We start from the raw sequence: 19,416 nt of genomic DNA on the forward strand, positions 1-19,416 counted from the left end.
CCTACTGCTGTGCCTGTGGAGCTGGCTGTTGTGCTTGCTGGGTTGGCTGTTGCGCTTGCTGAGCGGGCTGGCTACACTTAAGCTTATCCCTGACCACCGGTATCTCGGCGTATGCCTTTAGCGCGATTTCCCTTGACAGCTTTATCATCTCCACCCTAGTCGACTTGCCGAGCTTGGCGAGCATCACTGACACGGCTTTATCAATACTCTCTGCGTCAATGCTTGGGCAGTACACGCCCAGGTTCTTCTCCTTATCGTAAATGACGCACTTGGTCTCTCCCAGACAGTTGGTGTAGTAGGCCCTGATGGCATCCCTCACGGACTCCATGAGGGTTACTTCGTCAACGGCGTTGCCGATTCGGTCTATGTAGCTGTAGTCGCCTATCGCTCCAAGGAAGGCGAGTATCTCGATTATCTCCGGGTACATTATTCCACCCAGGGCACCCTTGGCCCTACTATATACTCTGTAGCGGTCTCCTTATAAACTTTTCTCAAGTGATGGGATTATACAATAGCTTGGAACAAGATCGGTAATGACTGAAGTTCCAAAACCCGAAACACTACTCCCTGCACGTTATAGTTGCGTGCGGCTTGCTCGAGTAAACCCCCGTAGCGACCTCCTGGACAAGCCCGGACTCCATTAGCTCGGTAAGCCTCCTATGGGTGGTGGACTTGGGCAGACCTGCTTCCCTGGCGATCTCTGAGAGCTTGGCTCTCCCGGCCTCTAGGGCGCTCACTATTCTAGCGCTCTTCTCGTCGAGCCTGAGTTTCTCGGCCAGTACGCGCGGGTCAACCCGCATTTCGCAGTCAAAGCCCTCTCCCTCGACCACCACTCTCACCTTTCCGGCGAGCTCCCCGGGTAACATTAGTGCTGCCACGAGGAGAGCTGTGACGAGCATTCGCGGGCCTCCCGTCAAGTAGAGCTCTAACTCCTGAGCTTCGGAAGCGGCTTTGAGCAACGTCGAGTAAACAGACCTCAGCATCTTCTCATCGGGTACTACGGGCTCTAAGGTGCACTCCACTCTCATCGATGTGCAGATTAATGAGAGCGTAGCAAAGGCCTTCTGTACCCTTTCAAAGCCTCTAGCAGTCTTGAGCGCTAGCAACAAGACTTTATCGAACTTGCCAGAGGCCATCTCCCTAAATACGAAATCTATGTCGAATCCGAAGCTGGCGACTAGATAACGCATCGCCCACCCCACATCAATTATCTGAAACACCCAGTTATAGCCTGATCGAGTAGCCGCAACACAAACTCTCACGAGACAGTATGCTCGCGGGCAAGCATTAAAGACCAGGGCTCTTCTGGAGCTATTTGAGGCGCTCCCCGGACTTCGGCGAGGACTTCTCGTTGAGGGGCTTCACAGGACTTAGCGTGAGCCCGGCGGCACGCTGGTGTTCCGCCTAACGCGAAAGGGGCGCATTAAGCTCTGCGGGAGAGTTCGCAGGGGGGCTATGGTCTCCTCGAGGGCAAGACGCTTAGGTCAGTTAAGGTGAAGCCAAGCGCTGGTGAAGGGCCCGGCTGAAATCCTGAGGGCCGGAGTAGCAGACCTCAGAGACTAGTCCTGAAGACAAAGGTCGTGCTAAACGCTTTCCGGGACAGCCTGCATACATGGAGATGGGAAGGGGCTTAAAGCAGGGGACGCGCACGGTCAGTCACTATTGTAAACACAACTATTTCGCGCTCTACCAACGAGCCCATTTGGTGGTTGCCCCAGCTAGGTCTTCCCAGACAGCTGAGTGTTACGCGGAGAGTGATAGGCTTTATGCGGGAGTCTCGTCTCATCTCCTTGATAGCTTCGCTAGGAGGTCCTTCCACTTCTCTAGGCTACTGTGGAGGTTTACTATGTCCTCGTAGCCTAACACGGTGAGCCTGTCTTTTATCTTAGCAAAGGAGGCCCTGAGGCGCGGCTCGACGAGGTTCATGACTCTTGAGGCTTTGGCCTCGTCGCTTACGACCAGGTACAGTTGCTCGCAGTTCCACATATCCTTTGCGTGCGCCAACCTGGCCAGCGCCACGTCTACGTTTCCCTTGACGTCTACTTCGAAAGCCTTTAGTGGGGCGTGCCCGGGGGCGTCTCTCTAGGTAACATCCAATATATAAAGACCATCCGGCGTTTTCTCTTCTACCTTAACTACGAAGCCCAGCCACTCTCCTATGTCGCGAACCATTTCCACCAGCCTGCGATGATTCGGAGTCTCGGAGATGTAGCCTCTTTCTCGCGGGGACTCCACGTCAAACCTAGCAGTGGCGACAAGAACCCCCGCCGCCTTGTCTCTTATGCCATTGATAATAGTATCGATGATCCCGGGCCTTATGAGCGTGAAGCCGTGTATTTGCCACTCACTTAGAGGTCTCCTCCCCTGTGGCACGATATCGCCACACTCTCCCAGCTTTACAGGCCTTTTATACGCAGTTAGCCCTCTGAACTGTATGACCCAGGCCCACTCTCCAATTCTCGAGAAGGGTGCTTCGCCAACTTCAAAGGCACGCGCACAGTACTTTTCTTCGAACTCGCTGGCATCGACGCGGGCAACCTTTTCAACTGTGAACTCCCCGAGGAATTCCCACTCGTTCCTAGGACTTCTTGGCGATGGTTTCGCCAGCACTAGACACACGCTGCCCTCAGTAAGATTCTTAATCCCTGGAGGTTGCCTGCCAGGAGGAAAGTGAAAAACTTCGCAACTGGTCTCAAGACACCTGTCAAACCACTCTCGGGTTGTTAACACGATACAGCCGTACTTTCCCACCCCAGCCAACCAAACCCCCGCCATCTAGTTGTGTGAATTGAAAAGCGAGCTTATAGTCTTTTGCCAGCTGGCGACGCCGACCCCAAGACACTATTAACCCTGGTGTGTATGACAAGGTACAAATACGGTGTTCTCAGCTTCACCTTTTGATTACCTGAGCTCGGAGTACTGCCCATACTACTGGTGGCTACTCACGCGTAGCGGTGGCTCGCTTGCCCATATAGTAATAATGTTTCATGACCTGAGTGCTTGGAGAGCGACGTCCTCGAATGATTATCATAGCTATGCCCATATTCGAGAAATGGCGTAACGGCATGGTCTAGCCCAAGCATTCACACATTGTTCGCCGTAGGGGACGTATGATAAACGTGTTATAGGAGTCTTATTAACCTGATTATAACGTAGTGTTTGTGGGTGGGTTCCTTGGAGCTCGAGTCTATTATAACCAGGCTTGTAGTGGAGGAGTCGGCGCGGGAGCTGGTCGAGCTCTCGGAGAGCGACGTGCTGGTCGTGGGTGCGGGGCCCTCGGGTCTGACGGCCGCTAAGTACCTGGCCGACAAGCACCTCAAAGTGGTGGTCCTGGAGAAGAGGCTCAGCTACGGGGGCGGGATCGGGGGCGGTGGCAGCCTGTTCCACAAGGTCGTGGTCGACGAGAGGGCTCTCCCCGTCCTCGGGGACTTCAAGGTGAGGTACAAGGCGGCGGGTGTCGCAGGCTACTACGTCGTGGACTCCGCGGAGCTCATGAGCAAGCTGGCGGCGGGCGCCCTTGACTCCGGCGCGAAGATCATCCTAGGCGCCGAGGTCGAGGACCTCGTGGTCAGGGACAACCCGCTCAGGGTGGTCGGGGTCATGTTCAAGTGGAGCGCTATAACAGCCGCCGGCCTGCACGTAGACCCCTTGTTCGCCCTCTCTAGGGCTGTTGTGGACGCGACCGGGCACGAGGCGGTGCTGGTCAGCATACTGTCGAGGAAGAACAGGGTCGCCGGCGTCGCCGTTCCCGGCGAGAGGTCCGGCTTCGCCGAGAGAGCCGAGAGGGACGTCGTGGAGTACACGGGTAGGATGGTCCCGGGGCTCTACGTGGCGGGGATGTCGGTGGCGGCAGTCCACGGACTCCACAGAATGGGCCCAATCTTCACGGGCATGCTCCTCTCGGGTCGGAAGGTGGCGGAGGCGATCGCCAGAGACCTGGGTGTCCCGCAGTGACGAGCTGGAGAATACCCGTGGCTATGACCATCGCCGGCAGCGACTCCGGCGGCGGGGCCGGCGTTGAAGCGGACCTGAAGACCTTCAGCGCGCTGGGGGTCTACGGCACAGTCGTCATCACGAGCGTGACAGCCCAGAACACCCGGGAGGTCAGGGGGGTGTACGACCTGCCCCCCGACTTCGTGTACCTGCAGATCAAGACCGTTGTAGAGGACATCAGGGTGGACGCCGCTAAGACGGGTATGCTGAGCAACCCCGGGATAGTGGGGGCCGTCGCCGATGCCGTGGGGGAGTTCGGGATCAGGCTCGTCGTGGACCCGGTCATGGTGGCCAAGAGCGGCGCGAGACTACTGAGGGACGACGCGCTAGAGGCCCTCACGAGGAGGCTGCTCCCCCAGGCTCTCTTGGTCACACCGAACGCGAGCGAGGCCGGCGTCCTCGCGGGCTTCCCCGTCGAGTCCGTCGAAGACGCCAAGAGAGCGGCTAGGGCCATACACGATAAGTACGGCGTCCCCGCGGTCGTGGTCAAGGGGGGCCACTTGAAGGCGGACAGGGTTGTCGACGTACTGTTCTACGAGGGCGACTACTACCTGTACGAGGCCGAAAGGATCGAGTCGGGCTGCCTCCACGGAGCCGGCTGCTCATTCTCGGCCGCGGTAACGGCCTTCCTGGCGAGGGGGTTGAAACTGCCGGAGGCCGTCAAGATGGCTAGGGGGTTCATGGACTACGCTATAAAGTACGGGGTCAGGGTCGGGGGCGGCCACTGCCCGGTGAACCCGATGGCCTACCTAGAGGTGCCGGCCTACAAGTACGCCGCCATAGAGAACGTCAGGAGGGCTGTGGAGGCCCTCCTAGAGAACCAGGCCCTCGTAATGCCCTACGCTCCGGAGGTGGGCATCAACGTGGTGGAGGCGCCGCACCCGCTCTACGCTACGAGCCCGGGCGATGTGGTTGGTGTAGAGGGGAGGATCGTCAGGGCGGGGGGCAGGCTTGTCAAAGTAGGCGATGTCAGGACTGGCGCTTCGAGCCACCTCGCAAGGCTCGTACTGGCGCTGGTCAAGAGGGGGCTCAAGGTGAGGGGGGCCGTCAACGTAAGGTACGGCGAGGACCTGGTGGAGAGGGCTAGGAGAGCCGGTCTAAGAGTTGTGTTCGTGGACAGGAGGCTGGAGCCCCCAGAGCTGAAGTCCCGCGAAGGGGGTAGCATGGAGTGGATCGCGGGGCTCGCCGGCGGGGAGGAGCCCGACTTGATTTACGACGTAGGGGACGTCGGCAAGGAGCCCATGGTCAGGGTCCTCGGAGAAGACGCCGTGGACGCGGTGACGAAACTGCTCTCGATCCTCAAGACAGGCTGAAGCCGAGGCTTATCCACCCGGTGGAACCTAGAGTCCCGGCGACCCCGCGGAAAAGGAGTACACTGCTTACTTCAGTCTACCACCGGGGTTCGCAGGGGCGGCGTAGAGCTGGAAAGCCCAGCAGCTCTTATCTAGGTTGGCTACAGGCGGCTCTTCGCGACTCTTCCGGCAGGGTCGCGCACCTGAGGTCCGCGCTCTTACTACTCCTAGTGCAGAGAGCTCTTGGTTTCAGCAAGTGCGTGCTCTCGCAGGCCGCTTTATTCGAGCCGAGTCTGAGGTGGGTGTACAGGTAGAATCGCCGTGGTCTCGGGCCGCTAGACGGACCCGCAAACAACGGCCCTCGTAATACGCACGGATCACCTTTGTCTATGGAGACCCTCCGGTGTCTCGCCACCGCCGGCCAAGGAGGATCTAAGCTATTAGCCCGGCACGGCTACTAGGAGTCTTGGGGGCGTGGGTCCTTGGCCCGGAGCAGCGCCGTCAACGCTATGAGGCACTGCGCGGGCGCGCTCGCCGAGTTGAGGAGGTGCGCCAAGCTCCTCCCGGGTTCGAGGGTCTCGCTCACCGAGGGCTGCGAGGAGCTGCTGGACAAGTTCCAGGAGTGCGTTGCCCTCTCCTTCGTCCCCCTTGAGGAGGTGGAGAGGGCCCGCCGCTACGTCCAGGAGCTGAACAGCCTGCTCTCCGAGGTCACAGCGAACCTCGGCGGGAGGGGCTGGGCCCTGCCCAGGGAGACCAGCGACTTCTCGAGAGACCCTCTCGAGCACCTGAAGAAGAAGATCACACTCTACACCTACGACCTCCTCAGGAGGAAGACGACCATCACAGAGTACGCGTCGAAGGCGAGGTCCGCGCTGGGCTCTAGTATGAGGTCTAACCTCAGGATAGTCTTCGAGGTCTACGTCCTCGCATCGGTGGTCAAGCACCTCGCCGGGCACGGGGCGAGAATAGTGTACCCGGAGCACAAGTTCATTTACTTCGACAGGCAGGGGAAGCAGGCCTCTGGCTCCATACCCCCCAACCTGGCCGTGGAGCTGGACGAGGGGGTCCTCAGCTTCTTCCTGGAGGCCCCTAGGCCCCTGGGCTGGAGGGGCCTCAAGGACCTGAGCAGGGTGTGGAGGTTCTACGTTACCCTGAGGCCCGACATCATGGTCTACTCAGGCCTGGTCCTGGACATAGTCGACCTCTCTAGTAACGGGCCTCCCGTTAAGCGGCCGGACGTGATAGTCGAGTGCAAGGAGCTGGAGGACTGGTACGCGAGGACCAGGGAGCTCAAGGGGCCCGTGAACCCGTCTCTCAGCTTCAGCGAGTGGTTCAGGAGGTGGTTGTCCGGCCTCTGGAGCGGGCTGGCCGACGTCCTCGGAGTGGACCCCAGCGTGGTGAGAGAGGTCGCGGAGGGGGAGAGGAGGGGCGTGAGGGTCACGGAGGCCCAGCTCGTCAAGTTCTACAAGGCCTTCTACGACCCCAGGAGGTTCTACCTCGTCTCCTCACCCAGGCTACCCGGCTACGTCCGCTCCGACCTTGAGTCCTCGGGGATAGTGGTCTACGACGGCGTGAGGATCGGGGAGCCCGGCGCACTAAGGGAGCTCGCCGAGGAGCTCGCGAAGTTCGCGGAGCCCGTGGAGGAGCCCTCGAGGCACTTGAGGAGGGTGAGGGAGGCCCTCCGAGGGCTGGGTCTCGAGCTCAGCGAGGACGAGCTGTCGAGGCTGCTAGCCGAGTTCGCCCTCAGCAGGTTGGGCGAGTTCAAGGACTTCACCCTGTCTAGAAGGGCCGAGACAGCCGCGTAGACAGCCGCGCCCATGGGCGCAGGCGGGGAGCCGGTCGAGATCCCCGAGACAGCCCTCACTACTCGGGACGCGGCCTCTAGGCCTCATCCCGGCCAGTAACCTACTATGTCACACACCCCTTAAAGCATGACAGGAGAGAGGGGGTCAGTAGTGCGCGACCACTTCACCCCTCAGCCCTGCAGCCCTCTTCACCCCCGGCTCAGAGGCCCCCCAACAAGCCTTCATCCCCTCTCCGAGTCGTGGAGTCGTCGTCACAGCCCTTATAACAGTTTCCCCGTTTCACCGGTATAAAGGCCTAGCCGCACCCCCACGGTGGGCCGGTACATGCGGCGGGGCCCTACCCCACTGCTCCTCCGGCGACCCTGCCCGTTTATTACCTCGCTAAGCCCTCATAGATCCGTGTGCTGCCTATGGCGTCGGGCATATCCGCGAAGAGGCGGTGGATGGCCAGCGAGAGGATCGCGCTGAGCGTTCTCGGCGAAATGGGTTTCAGGGTGCTGGAGACGGGGAGGAGGGTGGTGGTGAACGGGGTCGAGGTGGGTGAGGTCGACGCGATCGCCGAGGACTCCGAGGGGAACGTCTACGCTGTCGAGGTGAAGGCCGGGAGGCTCGACGTGAGCGGTGTCAGGCAGGCCTACGTAAACGCCCTGCTCGTGAACGCCAAGCCGATGGTGGTGTGCAAGGGCTTCTCGGACGACGCGGCCAGGGAGCTCGCGGAGAGGCTGGGTGTCAGGGTGGTCCAGTTGTCGGACGTCTTCCTGGTGGAGAGCGAGGAGCTCTACTCCCTTATGAGGGAGGTCGTGGAAGAAGTTTTGACGGACTACCTAGAGGTATTCTACGGCTACAGCCCCCAGCTCAAGCAGGAGCACCTCGAAGTGCTGCAGGCCATAGCCTCGTCGGCCGACATCGGCGACGCGGCCGGTAAGCTGGGCATCGACGCGCAGGCCCTCGCCAGGAAAATCGAGGAGCTGAGGAGGGCGGGCGTACTGCCGAGGTGGGCGGTCAAGTACTCATCGGTGAGGAGGGTGGCGCAGGTCCTCGTGTGGAGGCGCAGCCTCGCCAGCGCGCTGGAGGAGAGCAGTAGGCTGGTGGAGACTGCGAGAGTTCTGAGAGAGGAGCTCAGGGAGCTCAAGGCAGCGGTCAGCGGCCTCGCCGCACAGCTGAAGAGGCTTTCGGAGACAGCCGCGGCGGTGGAGGAGAAGTCGAGGGCCTCCCAGGCCCAGGGGCAGCAGTAGGGGCCCCGGCACTCCAGGACGCGGCGGGGCCCGGGTGGTGTCTAGCCCACCCTACCAGGCGGGCTCTGGGGGTGTGCGTTAAAAGAGGTCTCAGAGGTTCGTGTGGGCGGGTGCTACGCGGGCGGCCTCCCACTACTCCATACGCTCTCGAAGTAGCTCGTGACCTCCTGTGCCAGCTTGGTCGAGTCGACTAGCAGGGTCGTCTCGTGGTTCCTCGTCAGCGCGCTCTCGGTCCAGTTGTGGCTACCTATGAAGACGTACTTCCCGTCGATGATGACTATCTTGGCGTGTGTGGTGACGCTCTTCGACTCGTCCAGCTTTACGGGCACGCCGTTTTGGACGAGGTAGTTGATGGTGTCGGGGTAGCTAATTAGCGTCTGGTCGTCTACGACCACCCTCACGTCTATGCCCTTCTTGTAGAGGTCTACGAGCTTCCTCAACAGCTTGTTCACCGGGTCGTCGGGGTATCTCGGGTCGTACTTGACGACGTACATCACGACGTAGACGCTCTTGTTCGCCCTGTCCAGGTAGTAGGTGAGGTTACCGTAGTACGCTCTGTCGGGCAGGAAGAAGACTCCCCCCTCGGGCGCCGCGGGTTGCTGTCCCCCGGGGCCCGCCACGTGTAGAGCCACGTAGTAGCCCACCACCAGGCCGGCGATGAAGACGGCCACGAGGGCGCCCAGGCCCACGCCCCTCAACACAGACACCCCCATCTTGATCAGGGGGGCGGACGGCTTTTAGGCTTTGTATTCGTTGGCCCCTTGATCGCACGGTCGTCGAGGTAGAGGGGGCCTCAGTGGACGGGGCCTCGACCTACTTATTAGACTGTGTAAAAATAGTTGCACGAGGTCTGCGGGATGCAGTGCCCTCCAAGGGACAGGCTGCTAGAGGCGTTGGTAGAGGGGCTTGTCAGCGCTTTCAAGAGCGTCTTCGGCGATAGGCTTGTCTCCCTCGTCCTCTACGGCTCCTACGCAAGGGGGGACTACAGGTCTGACAGCGACATTGACCTGATAGTAGTGCTGGAGGAAGTGGGCGACAGGCTGGAATTACACAGGGAGCTGGACCTAGTCGAGGAGGCCCTCCGGCCAGTCTTCGACTGCTTGAGGGAGGCGGGGCTCAGGCCGGTCCTGTCCCCCGTCGTCTTGGACAGGCAGTCGGCCTCTATTACTAGGCCTCTCTACCTCGACGCCGTGTTCGACGCGAGGGTCCTCTACGACAGGGGCGGCTTCATGACCAGTGTCCTAGAGAGGGTGAGGAGGCGGCTGGAGGAGTACGGTGCGGAGAGGAGGAGAGTAGGCAGCAAGTGGGTGACCGTCTTGAAGAGGGAGTACAAGTTCGGGGAGGTGATCGAGCTTTAACAACGTCGAGATGGCGAAGTCCTACTTCGAGGAGGCGGAGAAGAGGGTAAGGGTTGCCGAGATGATGTTGGGCGAGGGCTCCTACGCGTACGCCATAAGGCAGTGCCAGGAGGCTGTAGAGCTCTCCCTCAAGGCGTCGCTGAGGCTGGTGGGCGTAGAGCCCCCTAAATGGCACGACGTCGGCCCTGTCCTAGTAGAGCTCTCCGACAGGTTCCCCGACTGGTTCAGAGACAAGATACCCGAACTGGCCGCCATCTCGAGGTGGTTGAGGAGGGAGACGGAGCCCTCCATGTACGGCGACGAGGAGACGGGACTACCCCCTTCCAGGCTCTACACGAGGCCGTACGCGGAGAAGGCCGTAGAGGCGGCGAAACTCGTGGTCTCCTACGCCAAGCGCCTACTATCCGAGTACACGCGGGGGCCGGGCTGACCGCCACGCAGCAGCGCCCGTTGTCCTCGGGCCGGCCCTCCTGCTACGTGGCCACTCTCGCCACCCTCCTCGTGGCCACCACATCAGTACAGCAGACGTCTCTCAACACTACGTCGCCTATGTTGACGGGCGCCCTCAAGACGACGTCCTTTAGCTTCTCCATCACCAGCCAGATACAGCCTTTGGGTACCGGGCGCCTCGTCTTGACGGAGACCGCTGGCGCATCGCCCGTGGGAGCAATGCCCCAAACCCCGCGGACCTCAACCTAGACGGGAGCCGTGTGCCGTTGGGCTCGACAGCCGCCCATGAGCCCACACGGGTACCCAAATCCCTGTAGGCGAGGTGGAAGTCCCTACACCTGACCATGAACGGATGTAAAATAATTGAAATGGAGGTGGAGGGGCAAACGGTTTACAAGAAGTACGCGGCTAGGGAAGGGAGCAGGGAGAGGGACTTTATAAACAAGCTGATGGCAGGTCCGAGAAGGATACTACCAAACTCTATCCACGTCTTCGAGGATCTAGATAAAGGAAATCTTGTTAGCAGAAAATGGTTAAAAAGAGGAGAAGGAGAAACGCTGGAACGCCTTGGAGGAGCATACACAGGAGAGTGTCAGAAGCAGCCCTAGCAGCTTTCGTCAACCCCGAGAACACGCCCCGCGATAGCCCCTACACTAATTAGCTGGCGACAAACAACCATAAAGGGTTATCTATCAGCATGAAAAAGGATTCGACCCTAGAGGCTAGGCTCTCGGTTATACCCAGGTTTTTTTAGTCCATTCTCGAGAGCTTGAATATAGGGATGGCCCTTGGCCACCGCAAGTAGCGGCACGGTCAGCCCCGAGGAGGACGAGAGGCTGAAGGAGAGACTCGCGGAGGCGGCGGTCTCGGCGCTTGACGCGGGCTTGGAGCTCGCGAAGTGGCTGTACGTATTTGAGGCTCTGCACTTATGGGGCGCGTCCAAGACGGTGGGTATCCGCTTCTTGGACGGTGGGTACGTGGAAGTGGACTTCTGTAGTGAAGAGGGTTGCCTTAATATCCTGTCCGTTGAAGGCACTAGTCTCGTGATCGACGCCAAGTCTCTGTGCCAGCTCATGGGCCTGGACGACGGGGTGTGCAAGGAGTGGGCCTGGTACCCTAGACCCGAGTATTCGCACAGGTTATTGGTGGGAGAGTTCTTCGACGTTGTCCACAAGATGGCGAGGAGGGGCCTCCTAGACAAGCTGGTGGAGTTGCTCGACGCGGCTCTCGAGAGGGCTGAGCGGGGCGAGTACCAGTACGACGGCGCCCTCAAAGAAGCGAGAATAATCGTCCCCACAGAGGGCGACCCGCTGAAGACCCACAGGGGAGTCGCCGTAATAGTCGGAACCGAGGACGGGGGCAGGGAGACCGCGGTCGAGAGGCTGAGGTGGGTGCGCGACCTGGTCAAGACGCTCAGGGACTTCTCGAGACGGCTCTCGGAGTCGGGCTTGGTGGACAGGGTTGCGGACGGGGTGCTGGAGGGCGCGCTACGCCGGGTTGGGGAGGTCGTGGAGTCCATGGCGCAGGATCGGGGGGCGCTGGAGAAGCTCGTCAGGGACGCGGTGGGGAGACAGGTCGACTTTCACCTCTACCATTTCAAATACGAAACTGAGCACGGGTCTATTAAAATCGAAGAACTGGCGAGGTCTGCGGTATCCCCCTTTTATGACTACGAGTACGCCGTGTCCCTGCCAGACGGGGAAGTAAAGAGGGGGTGGAACTTAGATTGGACTCCTAGAAGCTGGGTGAAGCTGGGTGAGGTCGAGTTCCCCGATGTTGATTCGCTTGCCGACCTCGTTGTGGAGGCTGTGCGACCAAGTCACGAGGCGCCCACCTCTTCCTCGAACCAGCCACCCGCGGCGCGCTACGAAATGGTCCTTGAACTGGGCGAGTGCATAGGGGGTCACGATCCTAGGGATGTCAAGCCTTACGCTCTCCTCAGAATCGGGGGTATTTCGCTCGCCGCCCTCGTGCCCGCCAAAGGCAGGGATGAGACGGAGGTGTACCTGGTGGTGTCGGGTCTGACCGCCCTCGGCCTAGCCGAGAAGGTGAGGCCGGGCACTACAAGAGAGGTTCTGCGGAAGCCCGAGGAGGCAGTTAAGGAGAGGTTGCGGGACGCTGTAGTGACGGAGCTATTCTACAGTTTGCTGAGGGAGCAGTACGGGTGGCAGGGCCCGGGCGCCTAGCGTGGCGGCCACGGCTACGCCCCCAAGCCTAGACGGGGCCGCTCTTCCGCTCACCTACCCGCCCGACTCGCGTCGCCTCCCCCATAAGCTGGGCCGCTCCACCGTTGTTTACTCGAGTGGGGTTCGAGACAGCCCTGTACCTCGTGCCGGGAGCGGCCTTAAACCCCCCGTTGGATAATAAGGGCACTGAGGGTGATGACGGCATCCTAGCCCGACCGCGATGAGGAGGGTCGCGGAGCTGACGCGGCCCCGTCCACCCAACCTACTCGGTGAGCGGCCAGCGTGAGCTGAGCCGCCGTGCCCCAAAAGCCTGGCGCCGCGACCAAGTAGACCGCGGGGCACCCAGCTCGGCGAGTTATACGGCCCGGCGCGAGGGTTCGACCGGCCCTGTCTACGAGGGGGTGCGGGCGCGGCTCCCGCGGCCCGTTAACGGGGTCCCCAGAGAATCGGTTGGCCGGGGCCGCAGCCTGGGCTGCCGGTGCGCTCGTGTGCGCTCAGATCCCCCTCATCAACGCGATCGCCGCCCTCTGTAGTGTGGCGGGGATGTACCTCATGTACTTGAGCGCGCTGTAGCTGTCCCCCCACAGCCTCAGGTACCTGGAGGACGCCTCGTCTAGAAGCCTCACGTCTTCCTCGCCGAGGGTGAGCTCCGCGGCGCCCGCGTACTCCTCGACCCTCTCGGGGGTCCTCGAGCCGGGTATGGGGATGGCCCCCTTGGCCACCAGCCAGGCCAGGGCCACCTGGGCCATGGTCGCGCCCCGCCTAGACGCCACCTCCTCTAGTGCGGCCCTGAGCCTGACGTCGCCCAGCGCCTCCCTGAACACCCTGTCCCTCCTCTGAGCTGGCGCGGAGGCCTCCCTCGCGCCCGCGAGGGCCCCCTTGGCAAGGGGGCTCCAGGCTACCAGTGCCAGACCCCTCTCCCTCATGAAGCCCAGCAAGTCGACCTCCGGCGTCCTGTAGGCGAGGCTGTACTGCACCTGGTTGCTGACGGGCTCCACCCTCTTCGCGCACTCCAGGGCCTCCTCCAGGAGCTCTCGGGGGAAGTTCGAGAGCCCGTAGTAGCCGGCGAGCCCGCGTGCGACCGCCTCCTCGAGCCCCCTCACAGCCCAGCAGACGGGCCAGGGGTGGGGCGGCGGCCAGTGCAGCTGTATAACGTCGACCCTGAAGCCGAGCCTCCTGTTAACGCCCTCCACGCCCTTAAGCACTGAGTGCCGCGTAACCCTGTAGCCGGCCACCTTGCTGGCGACAACGAAGTTGTCCCTTCCGAGGGCCCTGACAGCCTCTCCCAGCACCTCTTCCGAAAGGCCGCCCCCGTAGGTCTCGGCCGTGTCCAGGAGGTTGACCCCGTGCTCCAGGGCCTTCTCCAGGGTCTTCGACACCCTCTCCCTCAGGCCCCCGTCGCGCGAGCCCCAGAGCCTGGACCCAGCCTGCCAGAAGCCGAGGCCCACGACGCTGACCCTGGGCCCCGCCCTCCCGAGGGTCGTGTACCTCATCGCGCACCCACGCCTCCGGCAAGGGCGCGACAGGTGTATACTATTGCTTGAAGAGGGCTTTTAGGCGCGGGTTCGGCTCGGCCGCGATCAGGGTCGAGGAGGCCGCGGTCTCCACACGCATGTCCTCCCGAGCCTCCCGACAGGCCCTGGTCCAACCTCCCGCGTAGTCCACGCCGCCCCTCGAGTAGTGGTGCGGGTGCATGGGGAGCGGGGCTCCGGCGCCCGCCCCACCTTGCTGGGTTCACTTGACCCTCCTGGCCACGACGAGCCTCGACTTCTTGTCTAGCGCCTTCACCTCCTCCACGGCGTAGTTGAACTTCGACAAGAAGAGCGCGATTAAGCCCTCGGGTATTTCGTCTGCGTTGAAGTACACCCTTAAAACGTCCACGCCCTCGCTCTCCGACATACGCAACTCGTTGACGAGCACGAGGGTGGAGTTGGAAGTGCAGGTGGTGGGGACGTTCCTGACGTCTATGACCCGCTCCTTCACTCCTGATCACCTCCTGCCCTCGTCAACCTGCGGTACCCCTCAAGCCCCTCACCTTCACCTAACACAGGCCTCTCCCCTGCCGCGCTGGCCGCGTACTCCGCGACCCCCGCGCCCACGAGGGGCCCACGGCCGTTAGGGTCCTCGAAGACCCCGAGCACCCATGAGGCACAGGGGTGGGGTGTCCCAGCGCCCACGCCCGGCACCTACGAGTCGGTACTGTAAAACTGCCTATTATAACCGGTAGCGTTCGCTCGACGCTGCGCCGCCTAGCCGGTCCCCCTCTCCGCCCTCGCGTACCTCTCTAGCGACAGCCTGATCCTTAGGGGGTCGAGGTAGAGCTCGCTGGCCCCGATCTCCATGAGCGTCTTGAAGGCCTCCTCTACGACGCTACCGCCGAAACGCCTCGCGAGGCCGTAGAGCGTCTCGCTGAAGGACCAGGGGTAGAAGACCCAGACCCACCTCTCGAGCCTCTCCACGTAGTAGTCTGGCACCAGCTTGCTCGTAGACTTGTAGTGTAGCACGGCCGTCTTCACCTCCCTCGCCCCCATGGACGAGACGAGGCCGACAACCTTGCTCATGGTCGCCCCTGTGTCGACCACCTCGTCTACCACGAGCACCCTCTTTCCGTCTACTTCGAGGCGCTCGTGCAGCCTCAACTCGGGCTCCTCTCTCACCCGGCCCCCCACGCCCCAGAGCCTGCTCCTCAAGACGACGAGCTCGTCCACTCCGAGGACGTCGCTGACGATCCTCGCCGGGACGAGCCCGCCCCTGGACACCGCGACCACGACTTCGGGGTCCTCACCCGCGTCGAGCAGCATGGAGGCCAGCCTGTAGCAGTACTGGAGAGCCTTGCTCCAAGGTATGTAGACCACGTCGACGCCCCTCAACCCAGGCCGCCCCCAGCCCCTCAGCACGGCTCGATCGTGCTCGGCGGCTTACCCGTCACGGCGTACGCCACCATCGTAACGTCGTCGATGCTACTCGTTATCTCCCCCGATATCTCGTCCAGGACCTCGTACGGCAGCCTCGAGTAGTCCGCCGTCATCGCGTCGGCGCTCTCGACGACCCTCACGATGACCACGAGCCCGTGCCTCCTCGAACCGCCCTTGACCCCCACCCACGTGTCGTCGCCGACCACTGCGAAGGCCTGCCAGACCCTGTCGTAGAGCCCCCGCCTCCTCAGCACCTTCTCCACTATGGCCGTCGCCCTCCGGCAGACCTCCAGCTTCCTCCTGTTGAACGGGCCGACCACCCTGGCCGCCAGGCCCGGGCCGGGGAACGGGTGCCTCTTGAGGAAGTAGTCGGGCAGGCCCAGGGCTCTGGCGAGCTCCCTCACCTCCTCCTTGTACAGGTGCCTCAGCGGCTCGAGCACGGCGTACTTCTCCCTGAACCAGGTGGGTAGGCCGGCCACGTTGTGGTGCGTCTTTACCCTGCCGCCGCCCGGCCTACCGCTCTCCACAACGTCCGGGTATATCGTGCCCTGGACAAACACCCCGGCCCGGAACTCCGTCATCAGCTCGTCGAACACCCTCGCGAACTCCTCTCCAATCACCCTCCTCCTCTCCTCGCAGTCTGCCAGCCCCTCCAGCTTGCTCAGGAACCTCTCCCGCGCGTCCACGTAGACCGGCTCTAGGCCCGCCCTCTCAAGCTCCTCCCTGACCTCCTCCACCTCCCCCTCCCTGAAGAGGCCGTGGTCCACCAGCACCGGGACCAGCCTGTCGCCGAAGACCCTCCTCGCTAGCAGCGCGGCTGTAGCCGAGTCCACGCCCCCGCTCACGGCTGCCACGACCCTCCCAGGTGCGCCCGCGTACCTCTCCAGCTCTTGCAGCGCCAGGTGGTAGTAGGCCTCCACGCCCCAGCCCCTCACGGCCCCGGCCAGCCTCAGGAAGTTGTCCAGGAGTACCAGTCCCCTCCGCGTGTGGTGGGCCTCGGGGTGGAACCGCACCCCGTAGACGGGCCTCCCGTTCACCTCGGCCCTGAAGGCCGCCACGGCACCGTCCTCCGACACCGCGAGGACGGTGGAGCCGGGGGGCGGCTCGAGAACGCACCCTCCCCGGCCCACCCACGCCTCCTCTGTCTCCCCCCACCCGTCGAAGACGGGGTCCCTCACCAGCACCCTGACCCTCGCCGTGCCTTGCCCCCCGCACGCCTCGACCTCGAAGTACTCCGCGCCGGACAGGCTGTAGAGGTTGACCAGCGCGTGCAGCGTCTCGGGGACGACCCTGAGGGGCTGCGGGGGCCTCAGGTGCTTGTAGGCCTCGCGGGCCCCGCCTACGTCCACCCTGACCTCGCGCAGCTCCGGGTGGAACTCTATGAACTTGAAGGCCCACCTGGGCATGTAGCCGAAGAACCTGTAGCCGTACCTAGCCTCGTCCCTCACGAGGAGGTACCTGGCCCTGCAGTCCCCCGCCTTCAGGCACTTCTGGAGGAGGATCAGGGCGTAGATCTTCCGGCCGGGGGTTATGTCGAGGACTACGCGGCCCGGCAGCTCGAGGGACGCCCAGGCCCTCAGGTCGTCGCCCAGGACCTCGACTCTGAGGCCCGCCCCCACCGCCTCCGCGAGCTCCCGCAGCCGCCGCTGCTCCGCGTCGCCCACCTGCGCCTCCGAGACGACCACCACCTCCTCGAAGCGTTCGCCGGTGAGGAGCTCGTAGCCCAGCGAGCCCGCCAGGACCTGCAACCTGGGCGAGTACTGTAGAACCAGCCTCATCCGACTGTACCGTGTCTAGACTTCTCCCCCGGGCCTGATAAGCCTTCTGGGCCCGGCCCGAGCCCTACTGGGTCCCGCCCGCGGCGGCCCTGGACGCACCCCTATCCGCTCCCAGCTCCGCCGGCTCGAGGAAGACGTGCCCGAGCCCCGCCGCCCTCCCCGTCCCCGTCCCCAGCGCCACCGCTGTCGCGAGCACCCCCTCAATGGCCTCCCTCAGCCCCAGCCTCTTGCTGTACTCCTCGTAGTAGTAGTCGTTCACCGCGTACTTCGCGTAGCCTATCAGCCCCGGCTCGGGCCGCTTCTCGTATACGAACCAGGTCAGCTTGACCGTCTTGAGAACGGTGTAGGTCTCGTTGAAGACCCTGTGCAGGACCCTGAGGAGCTTGAGGAACCTGCCCCGCTTGAACCCCCACCTCTGGTAGACGTAGATGTAGGCGGGGGTGGAGAAGACGTTGAGGGGCGACGGCAGGAAGGACTTGTGCCTCCCCCTCCTGAACGGGTCCCTGAGCTGCGTGGGGCTGGAGAACACCACTTTGAGCCCTCCCCTGGAGGCGGCCTCGTCCAGCAGCCTCGAGGCCAGGGAGTGTGGGTCTATGTACTCGACCTGCCTCACCGAGACCCTGACCTTCTGCTTCATGAACTCCAAATACCCTTCCAGGCTCGTCAGCCCCGATAGCACTCTGCCGGGGTCCACCAGGCTGGTCGAGAGGCCCAGGTAGAAGGTGTACAAGCCCTCGAGGAAGACGGGCCTCGGGACCCCGTCGTCGCACCTCGCCAGTTGACCCCCCTTACACGAGAGCCTGGTGTAGACGGCCTCGACCCTGCCGCCGGACTCCCTGTAGAGGGGGGAGACGTGGACCAGCTTGGGGGGAGAGCCCGAGGAGGGCTGGAAGTGCGGCGCGAGCTCCGGCACCGCCGTGATGACAAGGGTCTTCGACAGCTTGCCCGTGTAAACGAAGCCCCTGAACCCGTCGAGGTAGGCGGCCACCTTGAAGAGCGCCAGCTTCGACTCTACAGCCGACATGGAGACCAGCGGCTAAACTCTATTGCAACAGGGAATTTTTAGCGTAGTCCACGCAACGCCCGGCCTCCACGGTGCTTTCAATTCTTCTCGATTGCTTCACAGTAGCACTAGCGACGGCGTTCACCGCGTATGAGTTGAAAGCTTTCAATTCTTCTCCATTGCTTCACGTTAGGATCGAGATTGTACACGTTTATGTGCGACGGATCCTTTCAATTCTTCTCGATTGCTTCAGGAAAGAGATCACAGCAATCATCGCCTCACTAATACTCGTAATAATCTTTCAATTCTTCCTGATTGCTTCTCGTGTGGGCGTACTGTGACTACCACAAGAAGTACGACATATGTACTTTCAATTCTTCTTGATTGCTTCCTTCTGCAGGCACGCATCCAGTGTAGCGTACTCGCTCAAGCTTTCAATTCTTCTTGATTGCTTCACCGAGGAGCAGAAGAAGGTGCTGGACGCCCTCAACGAGCTGATCCCTTTCAATTCTTCTTGATTGCTTCTTGTTCACGAGTTGGTTGTAGTACTCCGTCAGGAGATATCTGATTACTTTCAATTCTTCTTGATTGCTTCGGCTGTGACGCGGAGGAGGGACATCCTAGATGCGTACCTTTCAATTCTTCTTGATTGCTTCTTTCCTGGAGGCGCGTGGAGGACCTTCTAAAAGACATTTACCTTTCAATTCTTCTTGATTGCTTCATGAGTTGATCAACAAATACAATAAGGGCGAGTTGATCCCTCTTTCAATTCTTCTTGATTGCTTCTAGTAGTCCCTCGCAGTTCTCAACGTGTACGTAAACATGCCCTTTCAATTCTTCTTGATTGCTTCTGGCAGAGAGGTAGGGCGTGAACCTCGAGACGAGAATACTCGTCTTTCAATTCTTCTTGATTGCTTCAGAAAATGTATGTCCGCACATACCCAAGGAATACATAGAAACTTTCAATTCTTCTTGATTGCTTCTCACTGGCGTCAAGAAGAGGTACGTGGCTCACGTGGTCTGGGCTTTCAATTCTTCTTGATTGCTTCACCTCCTGGCAGAGGCTGACGCCCTGCTCAAGAAGCAGGAGATCTTTCAATTCTTCTTGATTGCTTCCTCACCTAGGGGTCGTCCTCGTAGTCGTCGTCCTCGTAGTCCTCTTTCAATTCTTCTTGATTGCTTCATTGAAGACTATCTTGTCCTCGTCCACACCCTTGATGCACTCCGATCTTTCAATTCTTCTTGATTGCTTCACGGGTGTCGAAGAAGGGCGAATGGGGCGCGGGAAAAAAACTTTCAATTCTTCTTGATTGCTTCAATATCGGCGAGAACGCGTTTCGTATCGCGTCGAAGATACCGCCGACTTTCAATTCTTCTTGATTGCTTCTTGAGATGCGTTAG

20 protein-coding genes and 1 CRISPR repeat array (1 of these 21 running past the window's edge) are annotated in these 19,416 nt (G+C 61.4%); of the genes, 8 read left to right on the plus strand and 12 right to left on the minus strand.

The features are described 5' to 3' along the window. Position 1 precedes the first annotated feature (1 nt). From TCELL_RS05270 to TCELL_RS05285, 4 genes are all read right to left on the minus strand, one after another. Positions 2-427 carry a hypothetical protein gene (locus TCELL_RS05270; RefSeq protein WP_014737692.1) on the minus strand — a complete coding sequence of 142 codons (426 nt, stop codon included), beginning with the start codon at positions 425-427 and terminating at the stop codon, positions 2-4. A gap of 133 nt (positions 428-560) precedes the next feature. Next, positions 561-1,190 (minus strand): CRISPR-associated CARF protein Csa3, encoded by a 630-nt coding sequence (gene csa3, locus TCELL_RS05275; RefSeq protein WP_014737693.1) that lies wholly within the window; start codon positions 1,188-1,190, stop codon positions 561-563. 592 nt (positions 1,191-1,782) lie between these two features. Then, positions 1,783-2,019 carry a hypothetical protein gene (locus tag TCELL_RS05280; protein WP_048163233.1) on the minus strand — a complete coding sequence of 79 codons (237 nt, stop codon included), beginning with the start codon at positions 2,017-2,019 and terminating at the stop codon, positions 1,783-1,785. 63 nt (positions 2,020-2,082) lie between these two features. Next, positions 2,083-2,751 carry a hypothetical protein gene (locus TCELL_RS05285; RefSeq protein WP_157864715.1) on the minus strand — a complete coding sequence of 223 codons (669 nt, stop codon included), beginning with the start codon at positions 2,749-2,751 and terminating at the stop codon, positions 2,083-2,085. A 423-nt stretch (positions 2,752-3,174) separates the two neighbouring features. Here TCELL_RS05285 and TCELL_RS05290 point away from each other — a divergent pair, with 423 nt between their 5' ends. From TCELL_RS05290 to TCELL_RS05305, 4 genes are all read left to right on the plus strand, one after another. After that, the gene (locus TCELL_RS05290; protein ID WP_014737696.1) at positions 3,175-3,954 is read left to right on the plus strand and encodes a sulfide-dependent adenosine diphosphate thiazole synthase; all 780 of its coding nucleotides are present in this window, start codon (positions 3,175-3,177) and stop codon (positions 3,952-3,954) included. Next, a complete protein-coding gene (locus TCELL_RS05295; RefSeq protein ID WP_014737697.1) occupies positions 3,951-5,306 on the plus strand; it encodes a bifunctional hydroxymethylpyrimidine kinase/phosphomethylpyrimidine kinase in 1,356 nt (451 codons plus the stop codon). The genes TCELL_RS05290 and TCELL_RS05295 overlap by 4 nt, the downstream gene beginning before the upstream one ends. 461 nt (positions 5,307-5,767) lie before the next feature. Then, positions 5,768-7,090, plus strand: coding sequence for a hypothetical protein (locus TCELL_RS05300; protein ID WP_052307228.1), 1,323 nt, complete (start codon positions 5,768-5,770; stop codon positions 7,088-7,090). A gap of 410 nt (positions 7,091-7,500) precedes the next feature. Continuing rightward, positions 7,501-8,325, plus strand: a complete 825-nt coding sequence (locus tag TCELL_RS05305; RefSeq protein WP_014737699.1) for a recombinase RecB — start codon at positions 7,501-7,503, stop codon at positions 8,323-8,325. Between the two features lie 113 nt (positions 8,326-8,438). On the opposite strand, the gene TCELL_RS05310 is transcribed toward TCELL_RS05305, so the two are convergent. Continuing rightward, the gene (locus TCELL_RS05310; protein ID WP_238529058.1) at positions 8,439-9,014 is read right to left on the minus strand and encodes a phospholipase D-like domain-containing protein; all 576 of its coding nucleotides are present in this window, start codon (positions 9,012-9,014) and stop codon (positions 8,439-8,441) included. Between the two features lie 150 nt (positions 9,015-9,164). Here TCELL_RS05310 and TCELL_RS05315 point away from each other — a divergent pair, with 150 nt between their 5' ends. Next, the gene (locus TCELL_RS05315) at positions 9,165-9,683 is read left to right on the plus strand and encodes a nucleotidyltransferase domain-containing protein (protein ID WP_014737701.1); all 519 of its coding nucleotides are present in this window, start codon (positions 9,165-9,167) and stop codon (positions 9,681-9,683) included. 10 nt (positions 9,684-9,693) lie between these two features. After that, positions 9,694-10,113, plus strand: coding sequence for a HEPN domain-containing protein (locus TCELL_RS05320; RefSeq protein WP_014737702.1), 420 nt, complete (start codon positions 9,694-9,696; stop codon positions 10,111-10,113). 43 nt (positions 10,114-10,156) lie between these two features. On the opposite strand, the gene TCELL_RS07615 is transcribed toward TCELL_RS05320, so the two are convergent. Then, positions 10,157-10,354 (minus strand): DUF1667 domain-containing protein, encoded by a 198-nt coding sequence (locus TCELL_RS07615; protein WP_083830029.1) that lies wholly within the window; start codon positions 10,352-10,354, stop codon positions 10,157-10,159. A 147-nt stretch (positions 10,355-10,501) separates the two neighbouring features. Between TCELL_RS07615 and TCELL_RS05330 the strand changes: the two genes are divergently transcribed. Next, complete coding sequence (locus TCELL_RS05330; RefSeq protein WP_157864716.1) at positions 10,502-10,741, plus strand: hypothetical protein; 240 nt, start codon at positions 10,502-10,504, stop codon at positions 10,739-10,741. 180 nt (positions 10,742-10,921) lie between these two features. After that, on the plus strand, positions 10,922-12,319 hold the full coding sequence (locus tag TCELL_RS05335) for an SPFH domain-containing protein (RefSeq protein WP_014737705.1): 1,398 nt from the start codon (positions 10,922-10,924) through the stop codon (positions 12,317-12,319). Between the two features lie 494 nt (positions 12,320-12,813). On the opposite strand, the gene TCELL_RS05340 is transcribed toward TCELL_RS05335, so the two are convergent. The 6 genes from TCELL_RS05340 to cas6 all read right to left on the minus strand — a co-directional run bounded on the left by TCELL_RS05340 (position 12,814) and on the right by cas6 (position 18,036). Then, positions 12,814-13,812: an aldo/keto reductase gene (locus tag TCELL_RS05340; protein ID WP_014737707.1), complete on the minus strand. Its 999-nt coding sequence runs from the start codon at positions 13,810-13,812 to the stop codon at positions 12,814-12,816. Between the two features lie 241 nt (positions 13,813-14,053). Further along, entirely contained in the window at positions 14,054-14,302 is a 249-nt protein-coding gene (locus TCELL_RS05345) for a hypothetical protein (protein ID WP_014737709.1), read from the minus strand. Continuing rightward, entirely contained in the window at positions 14,299-14,505 is a 207-nt protein-coding gene (locus TCELL_RS05350; RefSeq protein ID WP_162097841.1) for a hypothetical protein, read from the minus strand. The genes TCELL_RS05345 and TCELL_RS05350 overlap by 4 nt, the downstream gene beginning before the upstream one ends. Positions 14,506-14,568: 63 nt before the next feature. After that, positions 14,569-15,189, minus strand: a complete 621-nt coding sequence (locus TCELL_RS05355) for a phosphoribosyltransferase (protein WP_048163247.1) — start codon at positions 15,187-15,189, stop codon at positions 14,569-14,571. A 20-nt stretch (positions 15,190-15,209) separates the two neighbouring features. Next, the gene (guaA, locus tag TCELL_RS05360) at positions 15,210-17,012 is read right to left on the minus strand and encodes a glutamine-hydrolyzing GMP synthase (RefSeq protein WP_014737712.1); all 1,803 of its coding nucleotides are present in this window, start codon (positions 17,010-17,012) and stop codon (positions 15,210-15,212) included. A gap of 64 nt (positions 17,013-17,076) precedes the next feature. Beyond that, positions 17,077-18,036, minus strand: a complete 960-nt coding sequence (gene cas6 / locus TCELL_RS05365; RefSeq protein WP_014737713.1) for a CRISPR system precrRNA processing endoribonuclease RAMP protein Cas6 — start codon at positions 18,034-18,036, stop codon at positions 17,077-17,079. A 74-nt stretch (positions 18,037-18,110) separates the two neighbouring features. Beyond that, a CRISPR array of direct repeats spans positions 18,111-19,416; the repeat unit is 24 nt; unit sequence CTTTCAATTCTTCTTGATTGCTTC; it runs 1,922 nt beyond the window's last position.

This window comes from Thermogladius calderae 1633 (assembly GCF_000264495.1).
GTDB lineage: Archaea > Thermoproteota > Thermoprotei_A > Sulfolobales > Desulfurococcaceae > Thermogladius > Thermogladius calderae.

Coding starts and splice junctions, on each gene's coding strand:
- TCELL_RS05305 (WP_014737699.1), top strand. CDS start 7,501: ATGGCGTCGGGCATATCCGCGAAGAGGCGGTGGATGGCCAGCGAGAGG.
- TCELL_RS05270 (WP_014737692.1), bottom strand. CDS start 427: ATGTACCCGGAGATAATCGAGATACTCGCCTTCCTTGGAGCGATAGGC.
- TCELL_RS05340 (WP_014737707.1), bottom strand. CDS start 13,812: ATGAGGTACACGACCCTCGGGAGGGCGGGGCCCAGGGTCAGCGTCGTG.
- TCELL_RS05330 (WP_157864716.1), top strand. CDS start 10,502: ATGGAGGTGGAGGGGCAAACGGTTTACAAGAAGTACGCGGCTAGGGAA.
- TCELL_RS05320 (WP_014737702.1), top strand. CDS start 9,694: ATGGCGAAGTCCTACTTCGAGGAGGCGGAGAAGAGGGTAAGGGTTGCC.
- guaA (WP_014737712.1), bottom strand. CDS start 17,012: ATGAGGCTGGTTCTACAGTACTCGCCCAGGTTGCAGGTCCTGGCGGGC.
- cas6 (WP_014737713.1), bottom strand. CDS start 18,036: ATGTCGGCTGTAGAGTCGAAGCTGGCGCTCTTCAAGGTGGCCGCCTAC.
- csa3 (WP_014737693.1), bottom strand. CDS start 1,190: ATGCGTTATCTAGTCGCCAGCTTCGGATTCGACATAGATTTCGTATTT.